This window comes from Halosolutus gelatinilyticus (genome assembly GCF_023028105.1).
GTDB lineage: Archaea > Halobacteriota > Halobacteria > Halobacteriales > Natrialbaceae > Halosolutus > Halosolutus gelatinilyticus.
Genome location: NZ_CP095491.1, coordinates 3,410,248 through 3,436,655, shown reverse-complemented (window position 1 = coordinate 3,436,655; position 26,408 = coordinate 3,410,248). Strand labels below are relative to the sequence as shown.

At 65.9% G+C, this 26,408-nt stretch carries 22 protein-coding genes; 12 read left to right on the top strand and 10 right to left on the bottom strand.

From position 1 onward, the window contains the following. Positions 1–626: 626 nt before the first annotated feature. The 3 genes from MUH00_RS16850 to btuC form a co-directional block, all read right to left on the bottom strand. A complete protein-coding gene (locus tag MUH00_RS16850; protein ID WP_247000571.1) occupies positions 627–1,154 on the bottom strand; it encodes a cupredoxin domain-containing protein in 528 nt (175 codons plus the stop codon). A 334-nt stretch (positions 1,155–1,488) separates the two neighbouring features. Further along, the gene (locus MUH00_RS16845) at positions 1,489–2,889 is read right to left on the bottom strand and encodes an ATP-binding cassette domain-containing protein (protein ID WP_425603021.1); all 1,401 of its coding nucleotides are present in this window, start codon (positions 2,887–2,889) and stop codon (positions 1,489–1,491) included. Continuing rightward, positions 2,886–3,899: a vitamin B12 ABC transporter permease BtuC gene (btuC, locus tag MUH00_RS16840; RefSeq protein WP_247000569.1), complete on the bottom strand. Its 1,014-nt coding sequence runs from the start codon at positions 3,897–3,899 to the stop codon at positions 2,886–2,888. Before btuC ends, MUH00_RS16845 begins: the two co-directional genes overlap by 4 nt. Positions 3,900–3,959: 60 nt before the next feature. Here btuC and MUH00_RS16835 point away from each other — a divergent pair, with 60 nt between their 5' ends. From MUH00_RS16835 to MUH00_RS16820, 4 genes are all read left to right on the top strand, one after another. Then, positions 3,960–5,096: a PGF-CTERM-anchored ABC transporter substrate-binding protein gene (locus MUH00_RS16835; RefSeq protein ID WP_247000567.1), complete on the top strand. Its 1,137-nt coding sequence runs from the start codon at positions 3,960–3,962 to the stop codon at positions 5,094–5,096. A 107-nt stretch (positions 5,097–5,203) separates the two neighbouring features. Next, a complete protein-coding gene (gene srp19 / locus MUH00_RS16830; RefSeq protein WP_247000565.1) occupies positions 5,204–5,485 on the top strand; it encodes a signal recognition particle subunit SRP19 in 282 nt (93 codons plus the stop codon). Then, on the top strand, positions 5,485–5,718 hold the full coding sequence (locus MUH00_RS16825; protein ID WP_247000563.1) for an H/ACA ribonucleoprotein complex subunit GAR1: 234 nt from the start codon (positions 5,485–5,487) through the stop codon (positions 5,716–5,718). Before srp19 ends, MUH00_RS16825 begins: the two co-directional genes overlap by 1 nt. A gap of 110 nt (positions 5,719–5,828) precedes the next feature. Further along, positions 5,829–6,848 carry a presenilin family intramembrane aspartyl protease PSH gene (locus MUH00_RS16820; RefSeq protein ID WP_247000561.1) on the top strand — a complete coding sequence of 340 codons (1,020 nt, stop codon included), beginning with the start codon at positions 5,829–5,831 and terminating at the stop codon, positions 6,846–6,848. A gap of 58 nt (positions 6,849–6,906) precedes the next feature. Here MUH00_RS16820 and MUH00_RS16815 read toward each other — a convergent pair whose 3' ends face one another. Together MUH00_RS16815 and cysS are read right to left on the bottom strand one after the other, a co-directional pair. After that, positions 6,907–7,602, bottom strand: a complete 696-nt coding sequence (locus MUH00_RS16815) for a DUF6517 family protein (protein ID WP_247000559.1) — start codon at positions 7,600–7,602, stop codon at positions 6,907–6,909. A 128-nt stretch (positions 7,603–7,730) separates the two neighbouring features. Then, positions 7,731–9,242, bottom strand: a complete 1,512-nt coding sequence (gene cysS, locus MUH00_RS16810) for a cysteine--tRNA ligase (protein ID WP_247000556.1) — start codon at positions 9,240–9,242, stop codon at positions 7,731–7,733. Positions 9,243–10,558: 1,316 nt separating this feature from the next. Between cysS and MUH00_RS16805 the strand changes: the two genes are divergently transcribed. Then, a complete protein-coding gene (locus MUH00_RS16805; RefSeq protein ID WP_247000554.1) occupies positions 10,559–12,988 on the top strand; it encodes an ArsR family transcriptional regulator in 2,430 nt (809 codons plus the stop codon). A gap of 70 nt (positions 12,989–13,058) precedes the next feature. After that, positions 13,059–13,361, top strand: coding sequence for a DUF7344 domain-containing protein (locus tag MUH00_RS16800; RefSeq protein ID WP_247000552.1), 303 nt, complete (start codon positions 13,059–13,061; stop codon positions 13,359–13,361). A 46-nt stretch (positions 13,362–13,407) separates the two neighbouring features. Here the strand turns inward: MUH00_RS16800 and MUH00_RS16795 are convergent, their stop codons facing one another. Then, positions 13,408–13,911 (bottom strand): DUF7523 family protein, encoded by a 504-nt coding sequence (locus MUH00_RS16795; RefSeq protein WP_247000549.1) that lies wholly within the window; start codon positions 13,909–13,911, stop codon positions 13,408–13,410. Between the two features lie 91 nt (positions 13,912–14,002). Between MUH00_RS16795 and MUH00_RS16790 the strand changes: the two genes are divergently transcribed. Then, positions 14,003–14,257, top strand: coding sequence for a BolA family protein (locus MUH00_RS16790; RefSeq protein WP_247000547.1), 255 nt, complete (start codon positions 14,003–14,005; stop codon positions 14,255–14,257). A 1,514-nt stretch (positions 14,258–15,771) separates the two neighbouring features. Here the strand turns inward: MUH00_RS16790 and MUH00_RS16785 are convergent. Then, on the bottom strand, positions 15,772–16,815 hold the full coding sequence (locus MUH00_RS16785) for a zinc-dependent alcohol dehydrogenase (RefSeq protein ID WP_247000546.1): 1,044 nt from the start codon (positions 16,813–16,815) through the stop codon (positions 15,772–15,774). A 666-nt stretch (positions 16,816–17,481) separates the two neighbouring features. Here MUH00_RS16785 and MUH00_RS16780 point away from each other — a divergent pair. The 5 genes from MUH00_RS16780 (at position 17,482) to MUH00_RS16760 (ending at position 23,080) form a co-directional block, all read left to right on the top strand. Next, on the top strand, positions 17,482–18,243 hold the full coding sequence (locus MUH00_RS16780) for an IclR family transcriptional regulator (RefSeq protein ID WP_247000544.1): 762 nt from the start codon (positions 17,482–17,484) through the stop codon (positions 18,241–18,243). A gap of 81 nt (positions 18,244–18,324) precedes the next feature. Further along, positions 18,325–19,095, top strand: coding sequence for an SDR family NAD(P)-dependent oxidoreductase (locus MUH00_RS16775; RefSeq protein ID WP_247000542.1), 771 nt, complete (start codon positions 18,325–18,327; stop codon positions 19,093–19,095). 1,010 nt (positions 19,096–20,105) lie between these two features. Then, positions 20,106–20,567: a PH domain-containing protein gene (locus MUH00_RS16770; RefSeq protein ID WP_247000539.1), complete on the top strand. Its 462-nt coding sequence runs from the start codon at positions 20,106–20,108 to the stop codon at positions 20,565–20,567. A 1-nt stretch (position 20,568) separates the two neighbouring features. Further along, positions 20,569–22,245, top strand: a complete 1,677-nt coding sequence (locus tag MUH00_RS16765) for a PH domain-containing protein (RefSeq protein ID WP_247000537.1) — start codon at positions 20,569–20,571, stop codon at positions 22,243–22,245. Positions 22,246–22,378: 133 nt separating this feature from the next. Further along, positions 22,379–23,080: a hypothetical protein gene (locus MUH00_RS16760; protein ID WP_247000535.1), complete on the top strand. Its 702-nt coding sequence runs from the start codon at positions 22,379–22,381 to the stop codon at positions 23,078–23,080. Positions 23,081–23,252: 172 nt separating this feature from the next. Here the strand turns inward: MUH00_RS16760 and MUH00_RS16755 are convergent, their stop codons facing one another. The 3 genes from MUH00_RS16755 to MUH00_RS16745 are packed head-to-tail and all read right to left on the bottom strand — an operon-like array spanning position 23,253 to position 26,402. Beyond that, positions 23,253–24,425, bottom strand: coding sequence for an ABC transporter ATP-binding protein (locus tag MUH00_RS16755; RefSeq protein WP_247000533.1), 1,173 nt, complete (start codon positions 24,423–24,425; stop codon positions 23,253–23,255). Positions 24,426–24,465: 40 nt separating this feature from the next. Next, positions 24,466–25,392, bottom strand: coding sequence for a carbohydrate ABC transporter permease (locus MUH00_RS16750; RefSeq protein WP_247000531.1), 927 nt, complete (start codon positions 25,390–25,392; stop codon positions 24,466–24,468). Further along, on the bottom strand, positions 25,389–26,402 hold the full coding sequence (locus MUH00_RS16745; RefSeq protein WP_247000529.1) for a carbohydrate ABC transporter permease: 1,014 nt from the start codon (positions 26,400–26,402) through the stop codon (positions 25,389–25,391). The genes MUH00_RS16750 and MUH00_RS16745 overlap by 4 nt, the downstream gene beginning before the upstream one ends. Between the last annotated feature and the right edge of the window lie 6 nt (positions 26,403–26,408).

Sequence of the window (26,408 nt, the reverse complement as noted above, 5' to 3'; positions counted from 1 at the left end):
GGCACGGTAGATCACCTGCGCTTGCGCCCGAGCATGGCTGAACGCAGGGCTAATTAATGTTGTACGGTAGCGGAACTTCACCCTTTGCTCACCTGATGGGAGAGTCACGTCTGAAAGCACAGCAAGGAGAACACCACTTCTCGTCCGCACCTCAATTGTCCGGAACTCCACATCTGGGACGCGCTCAGCAATGGTCTGTCGAGCAGTATCCTACCCGACGTCAAGTATGAGCGTCTTGCACACCGTACCTGAAACTACGTGCCGCCGGTGCAAGATACTGTTCACGAACTGAGACACTCACACAGCATCCTACTATCTGTTTCAGTACTAACCGTCTTGAACAGAACTCCGGGTAGCTCGTCCCATGTGCATTGAGAAGGCCAGTCTCAACTACTGGTTCGCTCCTGATTCTGTATAGCACTCCATGGTATATCTGCCCGAAACACGACGGCGCATCGACTGACACAATTATTACAACTTTGACCGTTCAGACACAGGCCGGCGGGCGACGGACCGATCGCGAACGCCGTCGCTCGGTCGTCGAGGGCACCGATCGCCGCAGTCCGACGTTCCGGACCCCAGGCAACGACGGGACCGCTTTCGTGGCTCCGTGGTTCGCGTTCTCCTCAGTACCCGGCGTCGCCATCGTCCTCGTCGGTTTCGTTCCCCGCTCCGTCGTGTTCGTGCTCGTGTTCCGCGTGATCGTGGGACGACAGGTCGAAGCCGCCGTCGAACTCGACGCCGCCGCGCATCGTTTCGGGATGGTACTCGCAGTAGTACTCGGCGGCGTTCTCGCTCGCTTCGAACGACATCGACACGGCCTCTCCCGCCGTCTCCGACGAGTCGGACGCCTCCAGTTCCCCGCCGTCCTCGTCCTCGACGATCAATTCGTGCTCTGCACCGTCGACGTTGATCCAGACGAGTTCGTACTCCCGTCCTTCTTCGAAGTTCAACGCGGGGTTCTCCTCGCCTTCGATCTCCTCCGGAGCGACGCCGTACCAGTACTCGGTTCGACCGGCGAGGACGATCGGCAGCTGCTCGCCGCTCTCGCCGTTCTCGTCGCTCTGCGCCGTCGCCACGCCCGCGAGGTCGATCACTGCCGCCGTTCCGACGAGTTCCAGCGCCGTTCGTCTGGTGTATCGATTTCCGGGCATATCGCTTCGATCGATGCACAGATCGGGGAAAAACCCGACCGCTCGTTTCGCCCAGCAGAGCGAGGTTTGCCGCCCGAATCCGACGGGGAACTGCTGCGGCTACGGCGCGCTAGCGCCGCTCCCGTTTCGGTAGCGGACGATTACGTTCGTTCGCGTCGGCAGGTGTACGCGTTGGCGGAGAACCGCGGACGAGCGCAGCAGATCGGTCCAGCACGACGTCACAGCGACGTACGGGAGCGGGACGAGCGGATTCAGGCGATAACAAGTGGATTACGCGAGGCCGAGCGGATTCGGCCGGCAGTTCGGTGCGGAGTCGGCTGGGATGCGACCGTTATCAGTCGTCGTCCGCCTCGATCGACGACTGCGACCCGTTCGCCGCCGCGTCCGCGACGGCGTCGAGTACCGCCTCCGGCGTCGTCTCGGTCGCCCGCTCGCGGAGCGCGTCCCTCGGACGCTTCGCGCGACTCCCATCGCGCGCGTCGTTGCGTTCGGAGAACGGCCCCGTCTTCACCACGACGAGAGGGACCGATCCGTCGACGCGATCGAGGACGTTCCCGGTCTGATCTTCGAGGGCCGTACAGATCGTCACGTCGGCGATTTCGATCAGCCGTTCGGCGTCGGTCCGATCCGCGGCCGAGAGCGGCGCGAACGGATCGACCGTGAGCGCGGTGGCGCCGAGCGATCGGGCCGTCTCGGCGGCCGCGTCCCCGCGCGACACCGGGCCGAGGGACGTCTCGACGCCCGCGGCTTCGAGGCGGGCGAGAACCGCGGCCGCTACGGCACCCGATCCCAGCACGTGCGCTCGATCCGGCAGCGACGACGCGACGCGGCCGGTCGCGAGCGCGGTCACGGTCTCAGCGCCGGTGATCGGGTTCGGCGTCACCACGGCGTTCGCGTCGAACGAGTCGGCGAGAGCGTCCCGCGTGAGCACCGACGACGGCCGCCCGACCCGACTGATCGTGCTGTCCGAGAGCAGCGCCAGCCGATCGCAGTAGCGGGCGGCCAGATCCAGGTCGTGGATCGCCGCGATCGCGGTTCGGCCGTCGGCGACCAGCTCTCGGATCAACTCGAGGGTCTCGATCTGGTGGTTGACGTCGAGGCTGGCCGTCGGCTCGTCGAGCACCAGCACCGGCGTCTCCTGTGCGATGGCGCGGGCCAGGACGACCCGCTGGCGCTGCCCGCCGCTGATCTCGTCGATCGGTCGATCCGCGAGGGTCGTCGTGCGCGTCCGCTCCAGCGCGCGCTCGACCGCGGCGCGATCCGCGGGCGCGGGCGACGAGAACCGCGATCGGTGCGGGTGGCGCCCCATCTCGACGACGTCGCGGACGGGAAACGAAAACGAGAGCGTCGTGTCCTGCGGGACGACCGCCACCAGCCGGCTCGAAGCCTTCGAGGAGACCTCGTGGACGTCGACGCCGCCGATCGTCACCGCCCCCGCGTCGGGCTCGATCGCCCCGCTGATCGTGCGCAGGAGCGTCGTCTTTCCCGCCCCGTTGGGACCGACAACGCCGACGAACTCGCCGGGTTCGACGGTCAGCGAGAGCTCCTCCAGCACCCGGAGGTCGTCGAAGGACAGCGAACAGTTTTCGACGGTAACCGACGCCGGATCGATGGGATCGCCTCGATCGGTGTTGCGATGGTGATCGGCGCCACGGCGGCCGTCGCCGTCACGATCTCCGCTGTGATTGTGCCGATCGCGGCGATCGTCGTGGCCGGATCGATCGAACGGTCTCACACCGAATGCACCTCCCGGCGGACGAGCAGGAAGAGGAAGAACGGCGCGCCGACGAACGCGGTGACGATGCCGACCGGGACCTCGGCGGGACCGGCCCGGGCGATCGTGTCGGCGAGGACGAGAAACGAGGCCCCGGCGAGGGCGCTGGTCGGCAGGAGGATCCGGTGATCGGGGCCGACGAGCAGCCGCATGACGTGCGGGACGACGAGTCCGACGAAGCCGATGACGCCCGCGACGGCGACGCCCGCGGCGGTGACGAGGGTCGCGAGCGCGAGCAGGACGAACTTGGTGCGTTCGACCTCCGCCCCGAGGTGGTAGGCGTCCTCCTCGCCGAGCAGGAGGACGTTCAGGTCGCGCGCGTACGCCCCGAGGACGACCGTGCCGACGATCGTGACCGGAAGCGCGAAGCCGACGTCGCTCCAGGTGGTATTGCTGAGGTGGCCCATCATCCAGACGACGGCTCGTCGGAGGCTGTCGCCGCTGTGGACGAGCATGTACGAGATGAGCGCGCCCAGGAATGCCTGCATGGCGACACCGGCGAGCAACAGCGTCGCCACCGGCGTGCGCCCGCCGTCGGTCGCGATCCCGTAGACGAGAAACGCCGTCACGATCGCGCCGACGAACGCGGCGAGGTGGAGACTTCCGAACGGGACGATCGCGGGGAACGCGATCGCCGCGACGGCGCCAGCCGCGGCGCCCGACGAGACGCCGATGATCGACGGATCGGCGAGCGGATTCCGGAAGAACCCCTGCATGACGGTGCCGGCGGTCGCGAGGGCGAAGCCGACCGTCGCCGCGAGCGCGATCCGCGGGAGGCGAATGTCCGCGACGATCGTCTGGTGGGGCGTCGACACGTCGTAGGTGCCGATCCTGGCCAGGTTCAGGATCGCCTTCGAGACCGTCACCGGATCGATTCTGACCGGGCCGAGCGCGGCACTCGCGACGACGACGCAGACGAGCACTCCCGTCAGCGCGAGCGACCACGAGACGATGCGACCTCGGTCTGACACGACTGAAATCTCGCTTGCAGTAGGCAAATATTTGTTGGAGAGCGTTCGAGTGTTCCAGCGATGCGAAAATCACTGATCGCGTTCGTGGCGGTGCTGGTTGCGGCAGCCGCGTTCGCGCCGACCGCAGTCGCGGCGGGACAGGCGAACGCAGCGGAGCGGACGACCATCGCACAGAAGGGACCGACCTGCGAGTACCCGTTCGAAGGCGAAGACGCGACCGGACAACAGGTGACGATCGAGGAGGAACCCGAGTCCGTCGTCGTACTACAGCCGAGCGACGCCCAGATCATGTTCGAGATCGGCGCCGAGGGGAAGCTCGCCGGCATGCCGGTCAACGAGTACACCGCGTACCTCAACCCCGACGAGGACCTCGCCCTCCAGCTGGACGGCAACGGCGTTCCCGTCGCTGAGGACGTCGTCGATCGCAATCCCGACGTCGTCCTCGCCGCGAGCCACGTCGCGGACGACGACGTGATCGATCAACTCCGCGACGCCGGGTTGACCGTCTACGTCTTCCCCACCGAGGAGTCGCTCGACGGCGTCGCCGAGAACGTCAGGCTGACCGGCGAGATCGTCGGCGAGTGCGAGGGTGCCCAGGAGACGCTCGACTGGATGGACGAGCGCCTCGGGATCATCGAGGAGGCGACCGCGAACGTGGAGCGTCCGCTCGCGCTCTACGCGATGGGCGGCGGCTACACCGCCGGCGAAGCGACGTTCCAGCACGAGATCCTGACGACCGCCGGCGTCGAGAACCTCGGTGCGGAAGCCGGAATCCAGGGCTGGGCCGAGATCAGCGACGAGGTCGTCGTCGAGGAAGATCCCGAGTGGATCATCTACGGGGACTCCTTCGAGGAGCCGCCGGTCGGCGAGGCGGCGATGGGGACGACCGCGTACGAGAACGAGCAGTTCGTCGCCGTCGACGCCAACTTCATGAATCAGCCCGGGCCCCTCGTGGTCCAGGCCATCGAGGAGATCGTTCAGCAGGTACACCCCGACGCGTACGAGGAGGCCGAGGCTGCGATCGAGGACGCCGACGGATCCGGGACATCCGACGACGGCAACGAATCCGGCGCGTCCGACGCAGACGACGAGACCGACGCGGGCGCCGAGGCGAACGATTCGATCCCCGGACTCGGCGCTCCCGCGGCCGTCGCCGCGCTGCTCGCGGTCGTCGGCGCGGTCTCGCGACGACCGTAACGGCCCGTCGTTCGGGCGGATCTATCGCCTCGTGAGCGAGTCGCCGCCCACGGGGTGACGCGACAGTTTTGAAAAGTGTTTACCCGCAGGCCCACCGAGGTGACCGCATGGTCGAGAACGTCATCTGGCCCGCCTACCTCGATGCGGCCCTCTCGCGGGCCGAGGGGCGACGGGTATCGCAGGACCTCGCGGTCGAAGAGCCGACGGTCGACGAGATCGCGAAGGCCGTCCAGCAGATCGGGTACGACGCCACGATCGAGCGAGACAAGGCCTACTCGCGCGAGCACTGGGCCGATCGGGGCCGGGTCGTCGTTCGCGGGGCCGACGACTCGACGAAGAACGACCTCGTGCAAGCCGTCGCGGCGTACGTCGTCGCGATGCGAGACTGATGCGCCGGGTCGGACAGGTCGTCCGCACCGCACAGGGGTTGGCGATCCTGCGGGCGGACGACGGCGAGGACGCGAGCGACGAAATCGGCACGATGGTCCTCGACGAGTCGCTCGACGGGGTCGGCCGCGTCGTCGACGTGTTCGGGCCCGTCGATCGTCCCTATCTGGCGGTGACGCCGGACGACGGCGTCCACCTCCCGTCGTTGGTCACGTCGACGCTGTACGCGCGGTAGCTCGGACGACGGCCGACGCGGCGATCGATCGTCGGCGGACGGTCGCGATTCGCCCGGCCGATCGGACGCCAACGAAAACACCCATAGGATCGGGGTTCGAACGCCGGGCTATGAACGATCGGACACGGGTACTCGCTGCGGTCGGCTTGACGGTCCTGCTGTTTCTCGGCGTTCAACTCGGCGCGCTGGCGCTGGTCGAGCCGTTCGACGCCTCGGAGCGCCAGGCCGTCGACGACCCCGAGAATCCGACGAACAGCATCGTCTACTTCGCGATCATCCTCGTCGCGACCGGGATCATGCTCGCGGCGTTCAAGTTCGACCTCCAGTGGCTCATCAGGCTCCTGATCATCGGCGTCAGCGTGATGCTCGCCTGGTTCGTTTTCACCGAGTTCCTCCCGCCGGTCGCCGAGATCGCCGGCGTCAACGTCCCCGCTGCCGTCGCCGCGATCGGCGTCGGCGCGGCCCTGCTGTGGTATCCGGAGTGGTACGTCATCGACACCACCGGCGTCCTGATGGGCGCCGGTGCGGCCGCGCTGTTCGGGATCAGTTTCGGATTGCTTCCTGCACTGCTGTTGTTGACCGTACTCGCCGTTTACGACGCGATCAGCGTCTACGGCACCGAGCACATGCTCGACCTGGCCGAGGGCGTCATGGACCTCAAGATCCCCGTCGTGCTCGTCGTCCCGACGACCCTCTCGTACTCCTATCTCGCTGCGGGCAGCACCGACGACGTCCTCGAAGACGGCGGCAGGAAGGCAGCCGACGACGGCGACGGCGCAGCCGGCGCCGAAAACGACGATCGAAACGACGCCGAGCCGGCGGACGATGATGAACTCGGTCGCGACGCGCTGTTCATCGGCCTCGGCGACGCCGTCATCCCGACGATCCTCGTCGCGAGCGCGGCCTTCTTCCTCGACGCCGGGACGATCGCGGTTCCCGGAATCGTGCTGAACGCGCCCGCGCTCGGCGCCCTCCTCGGCACGATCGCCGGTCTGCTCGTCCTCATGTACATGGTTCTCAAGGGCCGACCCCACGCGGGACTCCCGCTGCTCAACGGCGGCGCCATCGGGGGCTATCTCCTCGGCGCCGTCGCGAGCGGGGTCTCGCTCGTCACGGCGCTCGGACTCTAAGAATCGGACTCCTCGCGTCCGCTCCGGTTGGCAGTCCGGCTCCGATCGACGGCCCGCCTTACCGTTCGTCCGCGTCGACGATCTCGACCGGCACGTCGTCGCCGTGTTCTAACCCGCCGATCATCGTGTCGATCCGGCCCTCCTCGTCGCCCGCGAGCAGGCCGGAGTCGTCCGGGTACGCGCCGACGATCACGAGGTGGTCGTCGCCGTCGTCCGGTTGCGCGACGTCGACGAAGACGTCGACGTCTTGCTGTCCCAGAAACTTCGCCTCGCCCGCGAACGTTTCGACGTCGATCGACTGCCCGAGGCCGTCGACGGTTCGAGTCCCGACCGAGCCGTTGATCGTTAGATCCTCGTACTGGCTCTGGATGCGCTCTGTGATCTCCGCGTTCGACATGTCGCCGACGGGATTGAAATCCCGGCCCGCGATTTGGACTTGCGGCGTGGTGATGACGGCGAACGCCCCCGCCTCGGGGCTGTTCTCGTCGAGCACGTCGAGGCCCACCTCGATCGTCCGCGTGTACTCGCTGATGTAGTTCGTGGCTTCGACGGTCTCGTCGGTTCTGGGCACCTCCCTAGTTTCGACCCGCTCTACGGTCCCCTGGTACTCGTAGCCGGCGTCGGCCGCCCGATCGGGATCGACGATCGCCGGCGACGCGACGAACGAGGTGGCGTCGTCGAACAGCCCGAAACAGCCGGCGGTCGCGCCGATCGACCCCGTGGCGAGCGCGGCGACGAACGGTCGTCGATTCATGCTACGCGTGGAGACCCTCCCTCCACGCATAAGTTTCGCGGGGTCCGTTCGACCGACGAGTCAGTGTAGGAACGTTCTACGGTCAGGTGCGAGTCGATCGAGTAGAACCCGTGGGTCGTACTCGGCCGTCAGGGCAGTCGGTACGCGGGCCCGTCGTCCGTGTCCTGAACCTCGATCCCGAGCGCTTCGAGTTCGTCGCGCAGTTCGTCGGCCCGGTCGTAGTTGCCGTCGGCCCGCTCCCGCTCGCGCACGTCGAGGACGAGTTCGACCACGTCGCCGGCGACCGTCGCCGTCCCCGTCGTCTCGCCCCGGAAGGAGAGGCCGAGGACGCCGCCGAGTTCCTCGAGCGCGTCGAGGGCATTGCGGAGGCCGCGGTAGTCGTACCCGTCCGCCCCTCCGTCCCCGGTGGCCGCCGCGCTCTCGAGGTGACGGTTGATCGCCGTCGCGATCGATAGCAGCGCCGACTGCGCCTCGCGCGTGTTGAAATCGTCGTTCATCGCGGTCGCGAACGCCTCGCGCGCCCGTTCGACGCCGGTTCGAAGCTCCTCGTCTTTGGCCTTCGACGACGCGTCCGGCGAGTCGATCGCGTCGACGGCGGCCTCGTGGGCTCGCCGCAGCCGATCCCACCGCTCCTCGGCTTCGGCGATCGGCTCGTCCCCGTAGACCTGTTTGCTATTGTACGAGCCCGCCGTGAGGAAGATCCGAAGGACGTTCGTTCCCCACCGATCGACCGCCTCGTCGACGGTGACGAAGTTGCCCAGGCTGGAGGACATCTTCTCGTCGTCCATCTGGAACAGTTCACAGTGGAGCCAGTACCTCGCGAACGTCCGGCCGGTCGCGGCTTCGGACTGGGCGATCTCGTTCTCGTGGTGGGGAAAGACGAGATCCCGGCCTCCGACGTGGACGTCGATGGTCTCGCCGAGGTGGGTCGTGCTCATCGCCGAGCACTCGATGTGCCAACCGGGCCGTCCCTCGCCCCACGGCGAGTCCCAGGTCAGCGCCGTCTCGCAGGCGGCTTCGGGGTCCGCCGCGCCCTCGTGGCGGTGTTCGCGGATGGCGTCCGCGTCAATGCCCCCGGCCTTCCAGAGCGCGAAGTCCGCGGCATTGCGCTTCTCCGATCGCTCGTCCGGGTCACCCTGGGACTCGATCTCGTCGAGTTCCTGGTTCGAAAGTTTGCCGTACTCGTCGAACGTCGTCACGTCGAAGTAGACCGACCCGTTGGACTCGTAGGCGTAGCCCCTCTCGACCAGGGTCTCGACGAGGTCGATGATCTCGGGGACGTGCTCGGACACGCGGGGGTAGACCTCCGCCCGGAGGAGGTTGAGCGATCGCATGTCCGCGAGCGTTCGCTCGACGTACGTCCGGGCGACCTCGGCTTCGTCCTCGCCGAGGTCGTCCTCGCCGACGCGGGCGACGATCTTCTCGTTGACGTCCGTGAAGTTTTCGACGTGACGGACGTCGTACCCCAGGTGCTCGAGCCAGCGGTGCACGACGTCGACGTGGACCCACGATCGAGCGTGGCCCAGGTGCGGCGGGTCCGAGACCGTCAGGCCACAGTAGTAGAGGAGGACGTTCTCGGGGTCCTGTGGCTCGAAGGCCTCTTTCTCGCCCGTCAGCGTGTTCGTTACGTGCAGGGTCATGGCGCTAATTTCTCGCGGACGGAAGTTAAACGGTGTGATGGGGTTTCCGGGGCTCAAACCGACGGCGCCCCGAGTATCGAGTCCGCACCGAGAGGTCGTAAACGGGCGCCAACACGGACTGCGAGGATACTCCGATCGGTAATGATCAATTGCACCGGACGGAGGAAGCGGAGGATAAACGCCCGACGGCGGTAATGACGATTTACGCTGCTGTTCTCGCGGTAACGCGGCGCTACGGATCGAAAACCCGGGCTAAGTCTGAGAAATGAGCGGCTACATTTATTCGAGGCGGGTCGGTACGGGCTGGCGACCTGCGTGGATCGACAATTCCGCTACACTCTCCGCGTCCGCTACGCCGGCGCTCGGCTGGCCCGTTCAATCCGATCCACGATCCCGTCGCCTATGATTCGGACACTCCCATCTTCCGCTGACGCTGACAGCACCACACCGCAGAGAAGCGCCCGGGTTACGCGCACGCGGTCTCGACTTCCGCGTCGGTTCGTGTTGGTCGCGGTCGCGCTCGCGATGGTATGTCTGCTGACCACGTCGGTGGCGGCTGCCGCTCCAGCCGACTCTCCGGTTGCTCCCGATGGCGGTGATACCCCGGCTCCCGGCGATCGGAGCCCCGCGAACGACGCAGGGTCCGCCGAAAGCGGGGAGAGCCGGCCACCCGATGCCGAAGCCGATCCCTCGCCGGGGCAAAGGCCCGCCGCTAACGGAGGCGAGGGCGGTAGCGACGATGCTACGGCTACCGGCGGGAACGCCGCCGATACCGGAAACCCGGCCAGTCAAAGCGGTGGCGAAGTGAACGGCAACGACGAGTCCGCTGACGGAGCGAACGAGGACGATTCTACAGGCGGAGCAAACGGCGGTGGACAGCCCGCCGGAGACGGGAACGGTGACGCATCGCCGAGAGGACCGGACCCCGTCGGTACCGCCCCCGAGTCCGGCGCGACCGACGGCGGATCGTCCGAATCGTCGCCCGCACCCGACGATCGTCCCGATCGGATCGGTCAGCAGCGAGCCGACGGACCGGTCAGCACTGGACCGCCGACCGACTCGGACGACGGGACGCCGTCGAGCCAGGTATCGGAACCCCGCGAGTCGACGCCCGTCGAGGCGGATTTCGAACCGAAGGTGCCGTCACAAGGCTCGAGCGCCGGGAACGCACCGGGACGAGCCGGTGTCGCGGACGAGCCGGGAACTGACGCGCCGGGCACCCCCCAAGGGATCGCGCGGACCCCGCCGACGGAACCGCCCCGGTTGATACGAACGGCGAGCCCGGCGATCTCGGCGCTGACACGAAAAACGCCAGAATGGGGCCGATCGAGGCGGGACCGAAACCGGATCGCGCCGGGGACAAGCCGGACCACGCGGGTGGGAAGCCGGCGAACGTCGGAAGCGCGCTCGAAGAGAGGGACGAAAAACCGGACCACGTCGAACTGCCGGACCGCGTGGAAAGCAAACCGGCGGACGTCAGCGGCAAGTCGGACCGGGCAGAAGGGGCTGCGGGCCGCGCGAAAGGGAAGCCGGACCGCGCGGGCGGCGAGTCGATCGACCGACGCGCCGGTCCGATCGATCGCGAACGACCGGCCGAGGCGAGTTCGCTTCCGAAGAACGGCGGGCTCCCCGGAGAGCGAGCCGCCGTCGCCGCTCCGTCCGCCGGTCTCGACGAAGCCGCCCACGTCGAGAACCCGCGCGGTCCGAGCAACGATGTACCGGCGACCGAGCCGCTCGAAAGCGCCGCCCGCGGAGCCACGAACGCGCCCGAGACCGATCGCGGCTCGCTGCGCGCACCCGAGTCCGTCGGCGAATCCGGGGAACCGATTGGAGCGGTCGCCGGCGAGTCGCTCGGTGACGCGACTGACGTTCGAGATCTGACGGACGATCCCTCGCCGTCAACCCGAACGGAGACGCCCCCGCAGAATCCCGCGGAAGACGACGATTCGTTCGTCGGGATTTCGCCATCGATCCGGTCGATCGACGGGACTGCTCGCGGCGAATCCTCTGCGCTCGACGATCCCGCCGTTCGCGACGCTCCCTCCGCGATCGACGGGAGCGCTACGCACGTCGAATCGGCTCCGACGCCCCCGAATTCGGCGCGAGGGCTCGAGTCGGAGCCGATCACCGAACCCGTTATCGGCGGCGCACCGTCGGCGTCACCATCGACCGCCGCTCCCAGCGCGGGCGTTCGCGACGGATCGGAAGCTCACGACGGATCGGGTGTCCTCGACGGGACGGCAGTCCGAACTCCTTCGATCGAGTCGACTACCGATCGGCCGGTCGACGAGACCACGGGGCCGATCGACGGAACCACTGGGCCGAACGACAGAACCGCCGGACCGATCGATCGCGGGCTCGACCCGACGGTCGACACGCCCAGCACGTCCGGAACCAGCACGACCACGACGGCACCCGTATTACGGCCGTCACCGGACGGATCAGACCCCGTGACGACCGCCGCCTCCGGCGCCGATCGCTCGATCGAGGGTTCCGTCGCCGAACCCGAGTCGGTCACGGCGGCAGCGACTGACTCGGACGCCGGACTCGGAGCCGCGACGGCCGGATCCCCGGGGCTCGATCGCCGCTCCTCGAGTCCGATCGCGGCGAGCGATACCGGCGGTTCCGACGCGTCGATCACGACCACCGCGCCGGCACCCGAACCGGGAGTCATGTCGGGCACTCTCGGGAGTTCGAGCGACTCCGGTACGAGTTCGAGCACCCCTGGCGAGACCGCGCTCACGGCGGAAACGCCGACCTCGAACGCTGGCTCGGAACGACCGAACGCCGTCCAGTCGTCCGACGTCGTCTTGAGCGATTCCGCCCGATTTTCGGACGACGAATCGGCCGCTTTCAACGGCCGTGGCACCGACGCCGTCGAACCGGCGTTCACGCCGCCCGAAGGGGCGATCGACCGCGTCGGCGGGCCGCCGTCAGAACCGGATGGAACCCGCCCTGTCGGATCCGGCGGGGAGCCACCCTCCGCGTTCGACGGCTCGTTCGGAAGCGGCCTGCCGACGCCGGACGGGAAAACCGCCGGCATCGTCGCCCTGGTGACTCTGAGCGGGGTGGCCGTCGGTCGATCGCTGACCAGCACCTCGCCCGTGGTCGTCGCGACGCCGTCGTCGTCGGTCTGGCTCCTCCTGCAGTCGCTCTGGTTCCAGATCCAGACGACGGTCGCGGCCGCACGTCGCTGCTTCCAGACCCTTCCGTGGTCGGCCCTCGGAATCGGATACAGCCGATACGACGACACGGACCCGCTCGAGAACGAAACTCGCGCCACCCTCCACGATTCGATTCGATCGATGCCCGGCGTCAACCTCGCGGAGTTGAGCCGGGACGCGGACGTCTCGCGATCGACCGCCCGGTATCACCTGCGGGTCCTCGAATACGAACGGCTGGTCGCCTCGTCGAAGGTTCGCGGGAAACGGCGATTGTACCCCGTCGTGACCGACGAGGACGAACGAATACTCGCAGCGGCGCTCAGAGACGAGTCGACGGCGACGGTGCTCGAGGCCTTGGCCGAGCGCGAACCGGCCACCGGTTCGGAACTGGCGGACGCGCTCGACCGCGATCCGAGCACGATCACCCACCACCTCTCGCGACTCGCGGAGGAGGAACTCGTCGAACGCGAACGCGACGGACGCGCGGTCGTCAATCGACTCTCCGGGGAGACGCGTGCGATGCTCGCTCGTCGCGTCGCTGAGGCCGAAGCGTCGCATCCCGCGACGAACCCGGCCGACTGAGATTCGATCGCACCCTTGGACGCGTTGGTCAGAACCCCTTTTTACGCCGTGTCGGTCTAGTCGGCCGACGATGATCCAGGACGACCACCTCCCGTCGATCGTACTGCGCAGCGAGTCCTCGTCGCCCGACCGGAGCGATCCGATAACACGCCGTAATCGCGTACTCGAGCACCTCGAATCCCGGTCCGGCGTCGCAACGCTTGACGAGCTCGTCGCCGCGCTGTCGACCGCCGACGGGTCCGACGAGCGGTATCGGTTGCGGATACACCTCCATCACGTCGATCTCCCGTGGCTCGAAGACGCGGACAAGATCGTGTACGAACACGCCGGAGGGGCCGTGATCCTCCTCGAGAACCAGCGCGGCCGGTCGTGACCGGGCGAGAAACGCCAGTCGTCGCGTCGGACGGCGAGCCGCGCAGTTAGGCTCTCGGAATCCGCTCGAGCGCCGACTCGACCGTCCGAAGGGCCATCGCTCCGTCGAGCCGGTCGACCACGACGATCATCGTCCCATCGGCGACCGCGGCCGCCGTCGTCGAGACGTCCGCGATCGCGAGCGCCCGGAGCGTTTCGGCGAGCGCGGTCGGCTCGACGTCACCGGTCGCGACGATCGCGGTCCGATCGCCGTCGCCGGGAGCGAGCGTGACGCCCCCGACCGTGAGTAGCCCGTCGGCCGAGGGCGCAGCCGCAGTCTCTTCGACGGGACCGATCCCGCTTTCCATCCTGACGCGAACCTCGCGCGTAGTGGGGTCGTACACCGGTAACTCCTCGGCGTAGCGACGGATCGCCGTCGCGACCGCCTCGGTCTCGCCGTCGACGTCGAGAAACCGCGCGGCGGCCGTATAATTGACGACGCCGGCGCGCAGCGCGGTTACGAGAAAGGGGTGTTCGTCGACGGCCCGGCGCGTCTCGCTCGCGAGTGACATACCGTCGACACCGGATGGCTGCGGTATAAACGCCGCGATCGACGCTCTCGGGACCGCGGCGTTTTTGGCGCGAGCGCGCAACCTCTTCCGTATGAAGCCGGAAGACGTCGCGGAACTCATCGAATCGGAACTCGAGGACGCCGAGGCGACGGTCACGCACGCGCGCGACGAGCACGACGACGATCACCTCGCGGCAACGGTGGTCTCACCCTCGTTTGAGGGGCTCCCGCTGGTCCAGCAACACCAGCGGGTTTACGACGCCCTCGACGATCACATGACGACCGATATCCACGCACTCGAGCTCTCGACGTACACGCCCGAGGAGTACGACGCGACGCGCGAATAGTTTACGAGGCGTGACCCGTTCCCGATCCCGGGATCGGGTCAGACCGTCCGTGGCGCTACGGCGATCGAGCTCCGCGCTGCCGGCGAGGACGAGAGTTCTGCCGCTCGCAGGTCCGGTCCCGTACGCACCGCTCGTCACGAGCACGACATTCCGCAGGATTTTGACGGTCGGCGGCGGTTGGCTACGGATCGAGGAGCGAGCCGTATCGCTCCCTGCGCGCTCGGCACCCGAACTGCACGAACCGGTTTCGATGTCGACCGGCTCGAGCGGTCTATTGCGAGGCGAGAACACCCACGAGCCTTCATAATCTCGGATTCCGTTCTCTACAGAAATATCGTTTTTGAATGCTGTATCTATTTTCGATACGATGTCGTAGCTGGAAGCGGATGACTGCCGATACCTGCGTTCACGACGCTGATCGACGATCGTGTGCCGGATCGCACCTCAGTTAACGCGTCCGAGTTCGGATTCGACAACGAGAAGCGCTGCCCGTACACTTGAGACGGTTTCGCGTCGACTGATTCGATCCGAACGAAATTCGTCTCGAACGGTGGTCGTCGCAAGTACGATCGACCGAAAATCCGGGAGAAACGCGATATCGTCGCCATCGCGTATCCCGTCGATGTCGGTCGTCCACTGGTTTGCCCGGTGACCGACACGACTTCGATTTCACAGCCAACCGGTGTGAACGCTGTTCGGTAGAATTAATAAATTAACTGATGTTATTCGTTTTACGAGGTTATGTTGATATATGCGGGCGCAACGAAAGTTCTCCTCACGATTTCTCGAACCGTCTCCGTTTGCGCGGAACCTGCTTCTTCGAGCTCGGTCCGCCGATCCGGCGTCACCTTCGTGCTCTTCCGCTAGGGCGGGGGAGAGGAAACGATCGATCGATACTGCGGACTCCCGTTACGCGGAGGTTCGGATACGAGTACCGGGATTCGATCCAAACTCGCGGGAGGCGTCGACGCGCGAGGGACGAGAGGCGACCTCTCGCTTCGCCCGTTTCGAGACGGTGATTCGGTTCCGGTCCCCTCGTTCTGACGGCGTCGATTTCGCCCGTCGGCTGGCGCTGCGGCCGGTCTGTCGGCCGAGTCAGCATTGAGACGCGTGGATCGATTAGTCGGCACCCTGTTTAGGGACGTGTCTACAGTGCGGACAGGTCGGGGGAAACTCTCGGACGGACAGCGTTCGAGAGCAACGAGCACACTCGTACTCCATACCGCGGACGAGCATCGCTAATCACTAAAACATTACTACGACGATCGTCGAACTAACGACGAGTAACCAGAACCGTTCCGGCCGCGACGAAAACTGCGCGCTTCCACGGCGCGTGAATCCGTGCGACGTCGGCGTGCTACGTGCGAGTCGACGCCGAGTAGCGTGCAGCCGAACCGGCGCTGAAGAAGTCGGTGATGGACGCGTCGCTGGCCGTACTGGCCACGCGTCACGGTTGGATTCAGCGTAAACCCGCGCCGCCTACGCCGGCAAATAGCGAACGTCCGGTGATCGCGTTACGCTCTGAGTTCGCTAACGTCGAATACCGGCTTGCAGGTATCGCCGGCCAGAAACGCCTCGAACGCCTCGTCGGTATCGAGCAGCGAGTATCGGTCGTCGAGAAGCGTCTCGAGATCGACATCGTCGGATTCGACCAGCCGGAACGATCGCTCGAAGTCCTTCCAGGTCGAGGCGTACGAACACTGGAGGTCGATCTCCGCGCGGACGAGCGGCGAGTACTCCATCGTCGTTTCGCCGGTCTGTCCGACCACGACGATCTGGCCGCCCTTTCGAACCTCGTCGACGGCCATCGTCAGGCCGGACGGATGGCCCGTCGTGTCGAAAACGACGTCGTATCCGACGCCACCGGTCATCTCATCGCGGGCCGCCTCGAGGTCGTGTTCCTCCACGTTGAGCGTCCGAAAGCCGAGGTCCTCGGCGAGCGGCAGTCGATAGCTCGTATCGTTGCCGACGCCGGCGACGACCACGTCGCCGCCCTGCGCGTCGGCTATCTGGGCCGTCAGCAGGCCGATCGGGCCGGGTCCGGCGACCATGACGCGCGACCCGGCGTCCACGCGCGAGTTCCGGATGACGGCCCGAGCGCCGATGCTCGTCGGTTCCACGAGCGCGGCGTGTCGCGGATCGACGTCGTTGGGAACGTGCTGGAGCGCGGTCTCCGGCACGGAGATGTAGCCCGCGTACGCGCCGTCGTGATCGACGCCGGTGATGACGGCGTCCCGGCAGACGTTTTCGTCGCCTATCCGACACTGGTGACAGGTGCCGCAAGCGCGAATCGGTCGTTCGACGACGCGGTCGCCTCGCTCGAACTCGGTGACGTCCTCGCCGACGTCGACGACGCGACCGGTGTATTCGTGGCCGATCACGGTGGGAAGCGACATTCGCTCGAACGCCGATTTGAACTTGTAGATTCCCGCGTCGCTGCCACAGAGTCCGGCGTACTCGACTTCGATCAGCACCGCTCCGGCGGCCGGTTTCGGTCGGTCTCGATCGACGAGTTCCATCGCGCCGTACTCTCGGCTCGTTTTCGCAAGCGCGCGCATACACCGACTCTTTAACCGACGATTATAATTCTATTGAAGGAGGCGGTTTGACCCCGATGATACGCGTTCGATGCGGCCCTGTACGGGCCGATCGCTCGTTCTCGTCGACCGGGGTCTGTACCGTGGCTTCCGAGGCCGGACGACTTTCGAGAATCCTGTTCTATTTTACAGAACACTCGAACAGAATCTCGACACGATTGTTCTCAGTGGGGAGCGTGATACGGAATCAGCACCCGCGATAGCGAGCTCTCGGCTCGGTGAATCCGCGACGGACCCGCGAAAACGACTTCTCGATGCGTAGTCGTAATTGCGGCCCGTTCGAAGCGGCTCGATAGTTTACGATCATATGGTTGTAAACAACTCTTCCGCGAGCGCGTTTCGGATTGCTCGCGTATTTCGACCGGGCCCGATCGGACGACGAGAGAAACCGATTCGTAGTCCGTCAGCCGCCCACTCGGCGAGGTGTCCGGCGCGAGCCGGGCGCGCCACGGAGTCACGCGGATTATTGTACGCGTCGCGTTCCGTGGAGGTAGATCGCGTTCTGTGATGAAGAATCCAGTTGTGCACCGTTCGAAGATCTCCATCGCACGCGGACTGCCGAACAGGAGACGACTCGATCCGTAACCGCGGACCAACCTATATATGTGACCGGTGTGATCTGGGCGCATGGCTGCACCGAAACCACAGGTCCAAACCGTCAGCAGGACGTTCGAGATCCTCGAGACCATCCAAGAACTCGACGGCGCTGGCGTCTCGGAGATCGCGGAGCGCGTCGATATCGGAAAGAGTGCGGTGCACAACCACTTGACGACGCTCGCGAACGACGAGTACGTCACCAAAGACGGCGACGAGTATCACATCGGGCTCTCGTTTCTGGGGCTCGGCGCGTACGCGCGGGATCGGACGTCGATATACGATACCGGTCAGATGCAGGCCGATAAACTCGCCGACGAAACGGGCGAACTGGTGAACCTCCTCGTCGAAAAGAACGGGATGGGGATCTACCTGTATCAGGCGAAAGGGCAGAATGCCGTGGAGTTAGACACCCACGAGGGAAAGCGCGTCAGGCTGCACTGTACGGGGCTCGGCAAGGCGATACTCGCGTTTCGATCCCGAGCCGAAATCGACGAGATCCTCGACGAACACGGACTGGCGAAACTCACGCCCCACACGATCACCGATCACGAGGCGTTGCACGCGGAACTCGAGACGGTTCGCGAGCAGCGGTACGCGATCGATCGCGAGGAACGACTCCACGGATTGCGGTGTATCGCGGCACCGATCACTGACGACTCGGATCGAAGCATCGCCGCGATCAGCGTCGCCTGCCCCGTCCATCGCGTCGATGACGAACGGTTCTACGAGGAGCTCCCCGAATCCGTGCTTGGCGCGGCGAACGTGATCGAACTCGAACACAACTACTCCTGATTCGGACCGCCGAGTCGCCCGTCGGCCGACGCTCCGGCGCCGATGAAAACGTTCTTGGGGTCGCGAGAGCGTGACTGGCGTATGGACGAGTATACGCACGCGCCAGTGACTGTCGCAGACAAACGCGCCGTCGTCGTCGGCGGAACCAGCGGACTCGGCCAGGCGATCGCGGTCGGTTTCGCGGCCGACGGCGCGGACGTTATCGCGACGAGCAGAGGCGAGGAGAACGTCGACGAGACCGCCGCCCTCCTCGAGGACCACGGCGCGGCGACGGCCCGGGTCACCTGCGACGTCACGGACCGGGCGTCGCTCGAGGCGGCTCGGGAGGTCGCCGAGGAGACGCTCGGAGGAATCGACGTCGTCGTCGCCTCACAGGGGGCGATCTCTCGCGAGACCGTCCTCGGAATCGACGACGACTGGGAGTTCGTCACCGACGTCGCCCTCGACGGCGTTCGGCGCGTGACCCAGGCGTTCGCCCCGGCGGTGGACGACGGCGGGAGCATCATCAACATCTCCTCGCTCTCGGCTCGGCTGGCGATGGCGAACCTGCCCGCGTACTCGGCGGCCAAAGGCGGCGTCGAAGCGTTCACTCGCGCCTCGGCGAAGGAACTCGCGCCCGAGATCCGAGTGAACGCGATCGCGCCCGGCTTTTTCATCACGCCGCAGAACGCAGACACCTACGCGGACGGAACCGAGAAACGAAACCGGATCGACGATCGAACGCCGCTGGGACGCGTCGGCGAACGCGAGGAACTCATCGGGGCGGCGATCTACCTCTCGAGCGACGCGTCGTCGTTCGTCACCGGCGAGGTACTCACCGTCGACGGCGGGTTCGCCGACAGCGCCTTCTGATCCCATTTCGCCGCGACGAACTCCAATCGTCGAGTTTCGGCGATCGGAACCGGCCGCACGGGCCTTCACTGCGAATGGGCCGTCACGGATCCGATGCTCGTCCGGGTGGAGGGACGCGCTGCGCGTAGGTGGGACTCCGACATGGAGAACAACATTTCACAGTGGAGGAAAATATCTGTATTAATCGAATTTCAATATGAAATGGAAAAACGAACCGATCAGGCGCGGCGATCCAGTTCGATCGGTTCGGGACTGTCCTCGCACCGGCCAGCTCGAGTTGGGATCCGGTTTGAAAACGAGATTGGTGTTTACATCTTCAGTATCCTATCTAATCTTCTCATATCTAATTTTAGAATGCTATAAAAATATCAGATATGTATCGTCGGTCGGACACGGTCACGGTTACGAATCGGTGCCACAGAGCTGATCTACGGATCAGTACCGGACGCGAAGCGCGCCACAATCGGCGAAACCGCAAACCGTGCTCGTTGACGGACGGTACCGGCTGTACCCGCTGGCGATCTACCACGATTGAATCGCCCGAAACGATGGAGTGCTGATTGAGAACAAGAGGGTTGCGGGTTGTCTGTTCGAGAGATCCTGGAGAAGCACGGCACCAGCGCCGCCGTGATCTCCGGCAGCTATCGGCCGCTGAACCACGCCCGTAGCTGAGAGAACCTTGCTTCTACGAACGGCGAGAAATTGACGCTATAAAATATATAACAAAAATATTAGGAAATGGTATTGTACTTCTTACAGACTACTCCATTGACGCCTGTAAATAAACGTTCATTCTATTTAAAACCGCTTCCGTTCGCGAAGGCTCCTTCCCGAACGCGATCCGCCGACCACAGCGAAGGAGTACTGCCGCTCCGTGGCCGTTCCCGAAGATCACCAGTAAAAAGCAAATCTCGGTAGCGCCCGTCGCGCCGTCGAGGGACAGATCCGATCCCGACTCGGACGTCGCCAGGAACGGGAGTTTTATCGTACGCTGTTGATACGATTCGAGTATGGAGTCGCTACATCCCCGCATCAGAGTGCTCTGGATCGCGCAGGCCGCGATCGCCGCGCTCGTCGTCGGTGCCGCCCTCGTCGCGATCGATCGGTGGTTCACCGACGTCCCGACCGCGATCCTGCTGGGCGTGATCGCGATCGGCGTCGGCCTCGGCATCGCCTACGCCCTCCGGCTCTACCGGGTCTGGAAGTTCGAACTCCAACCGGACGCACTGTACCTGGAGCGCGGCGTGATCACGTTCGTCGAGACGGCAGTGCCGTTCGTCCGCGTCCAGCACGTCGACACCCAGTTCGGCCCCGTCGAACGCGCGCTCGGGCTCTCGAGCGTCGTCGTCTACACCGCCGGCTCGCGAAACGCCGACGTTCGCATCCCCGGACTGCGACCCGGTCGAGCGCGGGACCTGCAGGATACCCTCCGCGAACTCGCCGTCGAAAGCGAGGCCGACGACGCCGTCTAACATGAACCGACTCCATCCACTCAGCGCGGCGATGATGGCCCTCCAGCGCGGCGTTACCGGCTTTTCCGTTCCGTTTTTCGTCGTGATGATGCTGTCGAGCGTGTTCGACTTCATCGACATCGGCTGGGTGTTCTGGCTGGCCCCGATCGGGCTGATCGTCGGCGTCGCCTACGGGATCGCGCACTACTACCGGTTCGAGTACGAGGTCACGTCGACTACGGTCGACGTCGCTTCCGGCGTGCTCTCGCGTCGCTCCCGCGAGATTCCCTACCGCCGCATCCAGAACGTCGACGTCACGCAGGGCGTCGTCCAGCGGCTGCTCGGCCTCGCCGTCGTCTCGATCGAGACGGCGGGCGGCGGCGACACCGAGGCGACCCTGAACTTCGTCAGCGAGGAGGAAGCCTCGCGTCTCCAGCGCGAGATTCGCCGACGCACCGCCGAGGTGAAAGATCGCCGCCGGAGCCGAACGACGGACTCGGATCCCGAGGAAGCCGACGCGATCGAGTCGGAGCCGACCACCGACGAGGCGACGGCCGGGGCAGACGCGGCTCGCGATCGATCGATCGCCGAACCGGACGACGCGGCGAGCCCCGCGGAGCCGGACCGGCGGGAGCGATCGTTCGATCGTGAGCGGGAACGCCGACAGCGATTGTTCGCGCTCGAGCCGCGCGAACTCCTCCTGTACTCGTTTACCTCGTTCCGTCCGGCCGCCGTCGCGGCAGTCATGTTCCTCTTCTTCCTCGCGACCGATCGGGTCGTCGAGCTGCTGGTGGCCACCGCACAACCGTTCGGCGGACCGTCGGATCTCGCGAGCGGCGACGCCGGAAGTTACGGGGTCTTCACCCTCGTCTCGTTCGTCAACGGGATCGCGATCACGTACGCGGTCAGCGTCGCGTACACGTTCGCCACCTACTACGACTTCCGATTGGGACGAGTCGGAGACGACTTCGTCTACGAGCGCGGGCTGCTCCAGCGTTACAGCGGTTCGATCCCCGCCGAGAAGGTCCAGTCGGTCACGATCACCGACAATCCCCTCCAGCGGCTGATCGGCTACGCCGGCCTGTGGGTCGAAACCGCCGGCTACGGTCCCGACAGCGACGGCGGTAGCCAGTCGGCGGTGCCGCTGGCCGAAGGGTCCCGAATCCACCGGTTCGCCGAAAACCTCACCGGCGTCGACGCCCCGTCGTTTCGCAGCCCGCCGACGCTCGCACGACGACGGTACCTCGTTCGATTCTCGCTGGTCGCGGCAACGATCGTCGCGATCGCCTACGGCGTCGCGCAGGTGACGCCGATCAATCGCTGGTATCTGGCCGCGATCGTCTTCGCGGCGGTGCCGCCGGCGGCCCACCTCCGGTACGTCCACCTGGGTTACTACGTCGGCGAGGACCACCTCGTGATCCGGCGGGGCTTCTGGCGGCGGCGGACGACCGTGATCCCGTACTACCGGATCCAGACCGTGAGCACCCGTCGATCGATCTTCCAGCGCCGCCTCGGGCTGGCGTCGGTCGTCGTCGACACCGCCAGTTCCCGATCGTTCTTCTGGGACGCGTCGACGATCTACGATATCGAACTCGACGACGCCCGCGACGTCCACGAGACGGGACGGAAGAAGCTTCAAACGGCGCTTCGAAAGCGCGCTCGCTCCGACGGCCCGGATCTCTCGGTGGAGTTCACGTGACCGATTCCGCCCCGCCCGCGACCGATCAGGGCGTGACGGCCGAGACCGCGACGTTTTTGCCTCGAGTGTCCCTCTCGCCGCACATGAACTCGGAACGGGGCAATCCATTGCCGGGAACGTGTCGGGGGCGAACGTGATCGTCGACGCGCTTCGGTACCCGATCGCCGACGAGTTCGGGCGGACGGCGCTGCTCAGGAGCGTCGTCACCGTCGTCGCGGTTGCGGTCGGGGTTCGGTACGCGGCCGCGCTATCACCGTCGTCGGTCGCGCTCGTCCCCGCGGCCGTCGCGCTGGTCGGCCTCGTTTTCCTCCTCGGAACGACGGCGCTCGTTCTCGTCCCGGCCGACCGCCACTCGCGCCCGTCCGCTCGGACGCTGCTCCGTCCCGGTCTCGGCGCGCTCGCGCTGTCGATCGCGGTGCTCGCCCCCTCGATCGTCCTGCTGGCGTGGTCGCTGACGGCGGCACTCGAGGGGCTCTTGGCCGGAGACGACGCGGCCCTCTTCTCGCTCGTCTCGTCGACCGCGGCGGTGTTCTTCTTTCTCGCGTGCGCGTACGTCTATCCCACCGCGGTCGCCACGAGCGCCGCGGCCGGACGGGTGCGGGCGGCCGCCGACGCCGACGCCCTGCTTCCCGCGGTAACCGACCCGGGGTACTTCCTTCGCTGGACGGTCGGATTTTCGCTCGCCGTCCTCGCGACGTGGTTGACGATCGCGACGATCGATCGCGGCGACGTCCTCGGCGTGGTCGCCGCCGCGGTCGCCGCCTATCTCCTCGTGGCGGGCGCCCGCGCGGTCGGCGTGGGCTACGCCCGTACCGCCGCCGGGCCGCCGTCGTAGCTGCCGCCGGTCCGTCCGCTGACGGTTATAACGGCGGTTCAGACCGCGAGCACCGACGCGAGACCGTCCTGTTCGAACACGGCGTGACGGCGGTGACCGTCGGCCTGACGATCGACCGTCGAAAAACGAGTCGCTCGAATCCGGCGATCTCCGTCGGCGTCGAAACCGACGCTCAGAGGTTCGGTACTCGCGGTTCGGTGCTCTCGACGCGGCGGTTGTGGAGCGCCTCGCCGCTCTCCGCGTCGAACACGTGGATCGCATCCTCGGGGATGTGAGCGACGACGCGCTGGCCGGCTTCGACCCGGCTCATGCCGTCGATCGTGGCGATGGCCGTCGCGTCGCTCTCACCGTCGCCGAGCGCGAGGTAGACGACGTTCTCGTCGCCCATCGGTTCGACGACCGTGACCGTCGCGGAGACGACGCGCCCGTCCGTTCGTCGCGATTCCTCTTCGGCGACCTCGATGCCGATGTCCTCCGGGCGCACCCCCAGCACGAAGTCGGTCCGGCCGTCGAGCGCCGCCGCGACGTCGGCCGAGACGGCGTACTCGAGGTGGTCGCCGCCGAGGATGGCGCCCTCGTCCGCGTCGCGACGCGTGACGTCGAAGAAGTTCATCGCGGGTTCGCCGATGAAGTCCGCGACGAACGTGTTCGCCGGCTCGTGATAGCACTCGAGGGGCGTCCCGACTTGCTGGAGCCGGCCGTCGTTGAGGATTGCGATGCGGTCGCCCATGGTCATCGCTTCCGTCTGGTCGTGCGTGACGTAGACCGTCGTCGTTCCGAGTTCCTCCTGGAGGCGCTGGAGTTCGGTGCGCATCTGCGCGCGGAGTTTCGCGTCCAGGTTCGACAGCGGCTCGTCCATGAGGAACACTGCGGGTTCGCGGACGATCGCCCGACCGAGCGCGACCCGCTGTTGCTGGCCGCCCGAGAGCTCGCCCGGCTTGCGGTCCAGGAGGTCGCCGATCCCCATCATCTCGGCGGTTTCTTCGACTCGAGAGGCGATCTCGTCGTCCGAGAGAACGGTGGATTCCTCGAGTCCGAACGACATGTTCTCCTGGACGGTCATGTGCGGGTACAGCGCGTACGACTGGAACACCATCGCGATGTCCCGGCTCTTCGGGGGGACGTCGTTGATCACCCGGCCGTCGAGGCGAATCTCGCCGCCCGAGATCGTCTCGAGTCCGGCGATCATCCGCAGCGTCGTCGACTTGCCGCAGCCGGACGGGCCGACGAGAACGAGGAACTCCCCGTCCTCGATGTCGATCGATACCTCGTCGACGGCAACGATATCGCTGCCGTCGTCGTCCGTGAACACTTTCGTTACGTCGTGGAGTTGCGTTTCTGCCATCGTCAGAGCCTCCGGTTTGGTGAAGTCGGTCGTCGATCGGTCATACTCGCACGCCCTCCGCGAACTTGTCGGCGAACAGCACGTAGACGAGCAGCGTCGGGAACGCCGTGATGAACGCCCCCGCCATGCGAAGCGGGTAGTCGGTTCCCTCGAGCGCCTCGCCCAGTCCCGACAGGATCAGGGTGGCGGACGCGGCGGGGTTGTTGACGCTCCCGATGATCGTCAGCGAGAACAGGAACTCGTTCCATATCTGGGTGAACTGGAAGATGAACACCACCGCGAACATCGGGACCGACAGCGGTAGAACGATCCGGCGGTAGACCCGCCAGACCGACGCGCCGTCGAGTCTCGCGGCCTCGATCATCTCCTCGGACATCGTCTTGTACTGCGAGCGGAACAGCAGCGTGATGATCGGGATGCCGTACGCCGTGTGCGTGATGATCAGTTCGAGGATCGTCGCGTGGTGCTCGTCGAGCAGCGGCAGGCCCCACAGGAACGCGAGGCGCGTGTCCAGCTGGGCCCACTGGGCCCAGAACTCGTAGAGGGGAACGATCACCGCCTGGTACGGAACGAAGATGCCCGCGATGAACAGCGCGAGGACGGCGATCTGGCCGCGCCACTTGACCAGCGTCAGGCCGTAGGCGGCCATGCTGCCGAAGATCGCACAGAGGATCGTCGACGGGATCGTAAACAGGAGGCTGTTGACCATCCCCGGCGCGAGGAACTCGTAGGCTACCTGCCACTTCTCGAACGTGATCCCGCTGAGTCCCGGCGGTAGGAAGGGCCAGGTCTCGCGCAGCGCTTCCGAGGTCTTGATCGACGTCACGAGCCCCGACTCGATCGGGATGAGGTAGAACGCGATCAGGCCGAGCAGCGTGGCGTACAACCCTATCGTTCGGAGTCCGATCCCCTCGATCGTTCCGTCCGCCGCCGTCGGCGTCTCGGTCGTAACTGACTTCTCGCTCATAGGTTCCCTCGCTTGTATTGGTTGTACAGGTACGGCGCGATGACGGCCAGCGACAGCACGAACAGCAGGATTGCGATCGACGAGCCGTACGCCCACTCGGAGCGGCTGAACGACTCGCGAACCATCTTCGTCGCCAGGATGTCGGCCCCGCGACGGGGTCGGTAGCCGCCCGAAATCGCGTACAGGAAGTCGAACGCCTTCAGCGCGAACAGCATCAGCACCACGGAGGCGCTGACCATCGCGGGCCGCAACTGCGGGATGATCACGCGCCAGTACATCCGGAGTGCGCTCGCACCGTCGACCCGCGCGGCTTCGTACTGGTCGTTCGGGATCGCCCGGAGCGCGGCGAGGTAGATGATCATCGTGTACCCGCTGAACTGCCAGACGAGCGCGAAGATCACCGATCCCAGCACGAGCCGCGGACTCCCCAACCAGCTGTACGGACCGAGGCCGAAGAGTCCGATGAACTGGTTGATGATGCCGTTGTCGAAGTTGTACATCCACCGCCAGAACTGGGCCGTGACGATGAACGACAGGGCGAACGGGAGGAGGTAGATCGTTCGAAACGACCTGCCGAACCGGATTTCTCGGTCGAGCAACAGCGCCAACACGAGTCCGACGACCAGACAGGCCACGGTGAAGCCCACGAGTAGGACGAACGTGTTCCGCGTTGCCGACCACATCTCGGGGTCGTCCAGCATCGCCCAGTAGTTGTGGAAGCCGAGGTTCGTGTAGTCCGGGTCGCTAAACCCAGAGTGATCCGTCAGCGAGAGCAGGAAGTTCCACCCGATCGCGGCGTAGACGAAAAAGCCCATCAGGAGGAACGGCGGGAGCCAGAACGGCGCCGACTGCACCAGATCGCTGTCGATCCAGCGGCGGAGCGTCGATCGCTCGTCGACGGCCCCGCCGTCGGTTCTGACCGGGCGCTCGTCGGAACTGCCCTCGGGACGGCCTCGCCCCGTACCCCGGCCGCGCCGGACGCTACGCAGTAGTTCTAGGACGTCTTTCATAAAATG

Excerpts from the sequence above, each read along its gene's own strand:
- MUH00_RS16775 (WP_247000542.1), top strand. The coding sequence starts at position 18,325 with ATGGACGAGTATACGCACGCGCCAGTGACTGTCGCAGACAAACGCGCC.
- MUH00_RS16825 (WP_247000563.1), top strand. The coding sequence starts at position 5,485 with ATGCGCCGGGTCGGACAGGTCGTCCGCACCGCACAGGGGTTGGCGATC.
- MUH00_RS16835 (WP_247000567.1), top strand. The coding sequence starts at position 3,960 with ATGCGAAAATCACTGATCGCGTTCGTGGCGGTGCTGGTTGCGGCAGCC.
- MUH00_RS16790 (WP_247000547.1), top strand. The coding sequence starts at position 14,003 with ATGAAGCCGGAAGACGTCGCGGAACTCATCGAATCGGAACTCGAGGAC.
- MUH00_RS16820 (WP_247000561.1), top strand. The coding sequence starts at position 5,829 with ATGAACGATCGGACACGGGTACTCGCTGCGGTCGGCTTGACGGTCCTG.
- MUH00_RS16850 (WP_247000571.1), bottom strand. The coding sequence starts at position 1,154 with ATGCCCGGAAATCGATACACCAGACGAACGGCGCTGGAACTCGTCGGA.
- MUH00_RS16770 (WP_247000539.1), top strand. The coding sequence starts at position 20,106 with ATGGAGTCGCTACATCCCCGCATCAGAGTGCTCTGGATCGCGCAGGCC.
- MUH00_RS16755 (WP_247000533.1), bottom strand. The coding sequence starts at position 24,425 with ATGGCAGAAACGCAACTCCACGACGTAACGAAAGTGTTCACGGACGAC.
- MUH00_RS16805 (WP_247000554.1), top strand. The coding sequence starts at position 10,559 with ATGGGGCCGATCGAGGCGGGACCGAAACCGGATCGCGCCGGGGACAAG.
- MUH00_RS16800 (WP_247000552.1), top strand. The coding sequence starts at position 13,059 with ATGATCCAGGACGACCACCTCCCGTCGATCGTACTGCGCAGCGAGTCC.
- MUH00_RS16785 (WP_247000546.1), bottom strand. The coding sequence starts at position 16,815 with ATGCGCGCGCTTGCGAAAACGAGCCGAGAGTACGGCGCGATGGAACTC.
- MUH00_RS16815 (WP_247000559.1), bottom strand. The coding sequence starts at position 7,602 with ATGAATCGACGACCGTTCGTCGCCGCGCTCGCCACGGGGTCGATCGGC.
- MUH00_RS16750 (WP_247000531.1), bottom strand. The coding sequence starts at position 25,392 with ATGAGCGAGAAGTCAGTTACGACCGAGACGCCGACGGCGGCGGACGGA.
- cysS (WP_247000556.1), bottom strand. The coding sequence starts at position 9,242 with ATGACCCTGCACGTAACGAACACGCTGACGGGCGAGAAAGAGGCCTTC.
- srp19 (WP_247000565.1), top strand. The coding sequence starts at position 5,204 with ATGGTCGAGAACGTCATCTGGCCCGCCTACCTCGATGCGGCCCTCTCG.
- MUH00_RS16795 (WP_247000549.1), bottom strand. The coding sequence starts at position 13,911 with ATGTCACTCGCGAGCGAGACGCGCCGGGCCGTCGACGAACACCCCTTT.
- MUH00_RS16765 (WP_247000537.1), top strand. The coding sequence starts at position 20,569 with ATGAACCGACTCCATCCACTCAGCGCGGCGATGATGGCCCTCCAGCGC.
- MUH00_RS16780 (WP_247000544.1), top strand. The coding sequence starts at position 17,482 with ATGGCTGCACCGAAACCACAGGTCCAAACCGTCAGCAGGACGTTCGAG.
- MUH00_RS16745 (WP_247000529.1), bottom strand. The coding sequence starts at position 26,402 with ATGAAAGACGTCCTAGAACTACTGCGTAGCGTCCGGCGCGGCCGGGGT.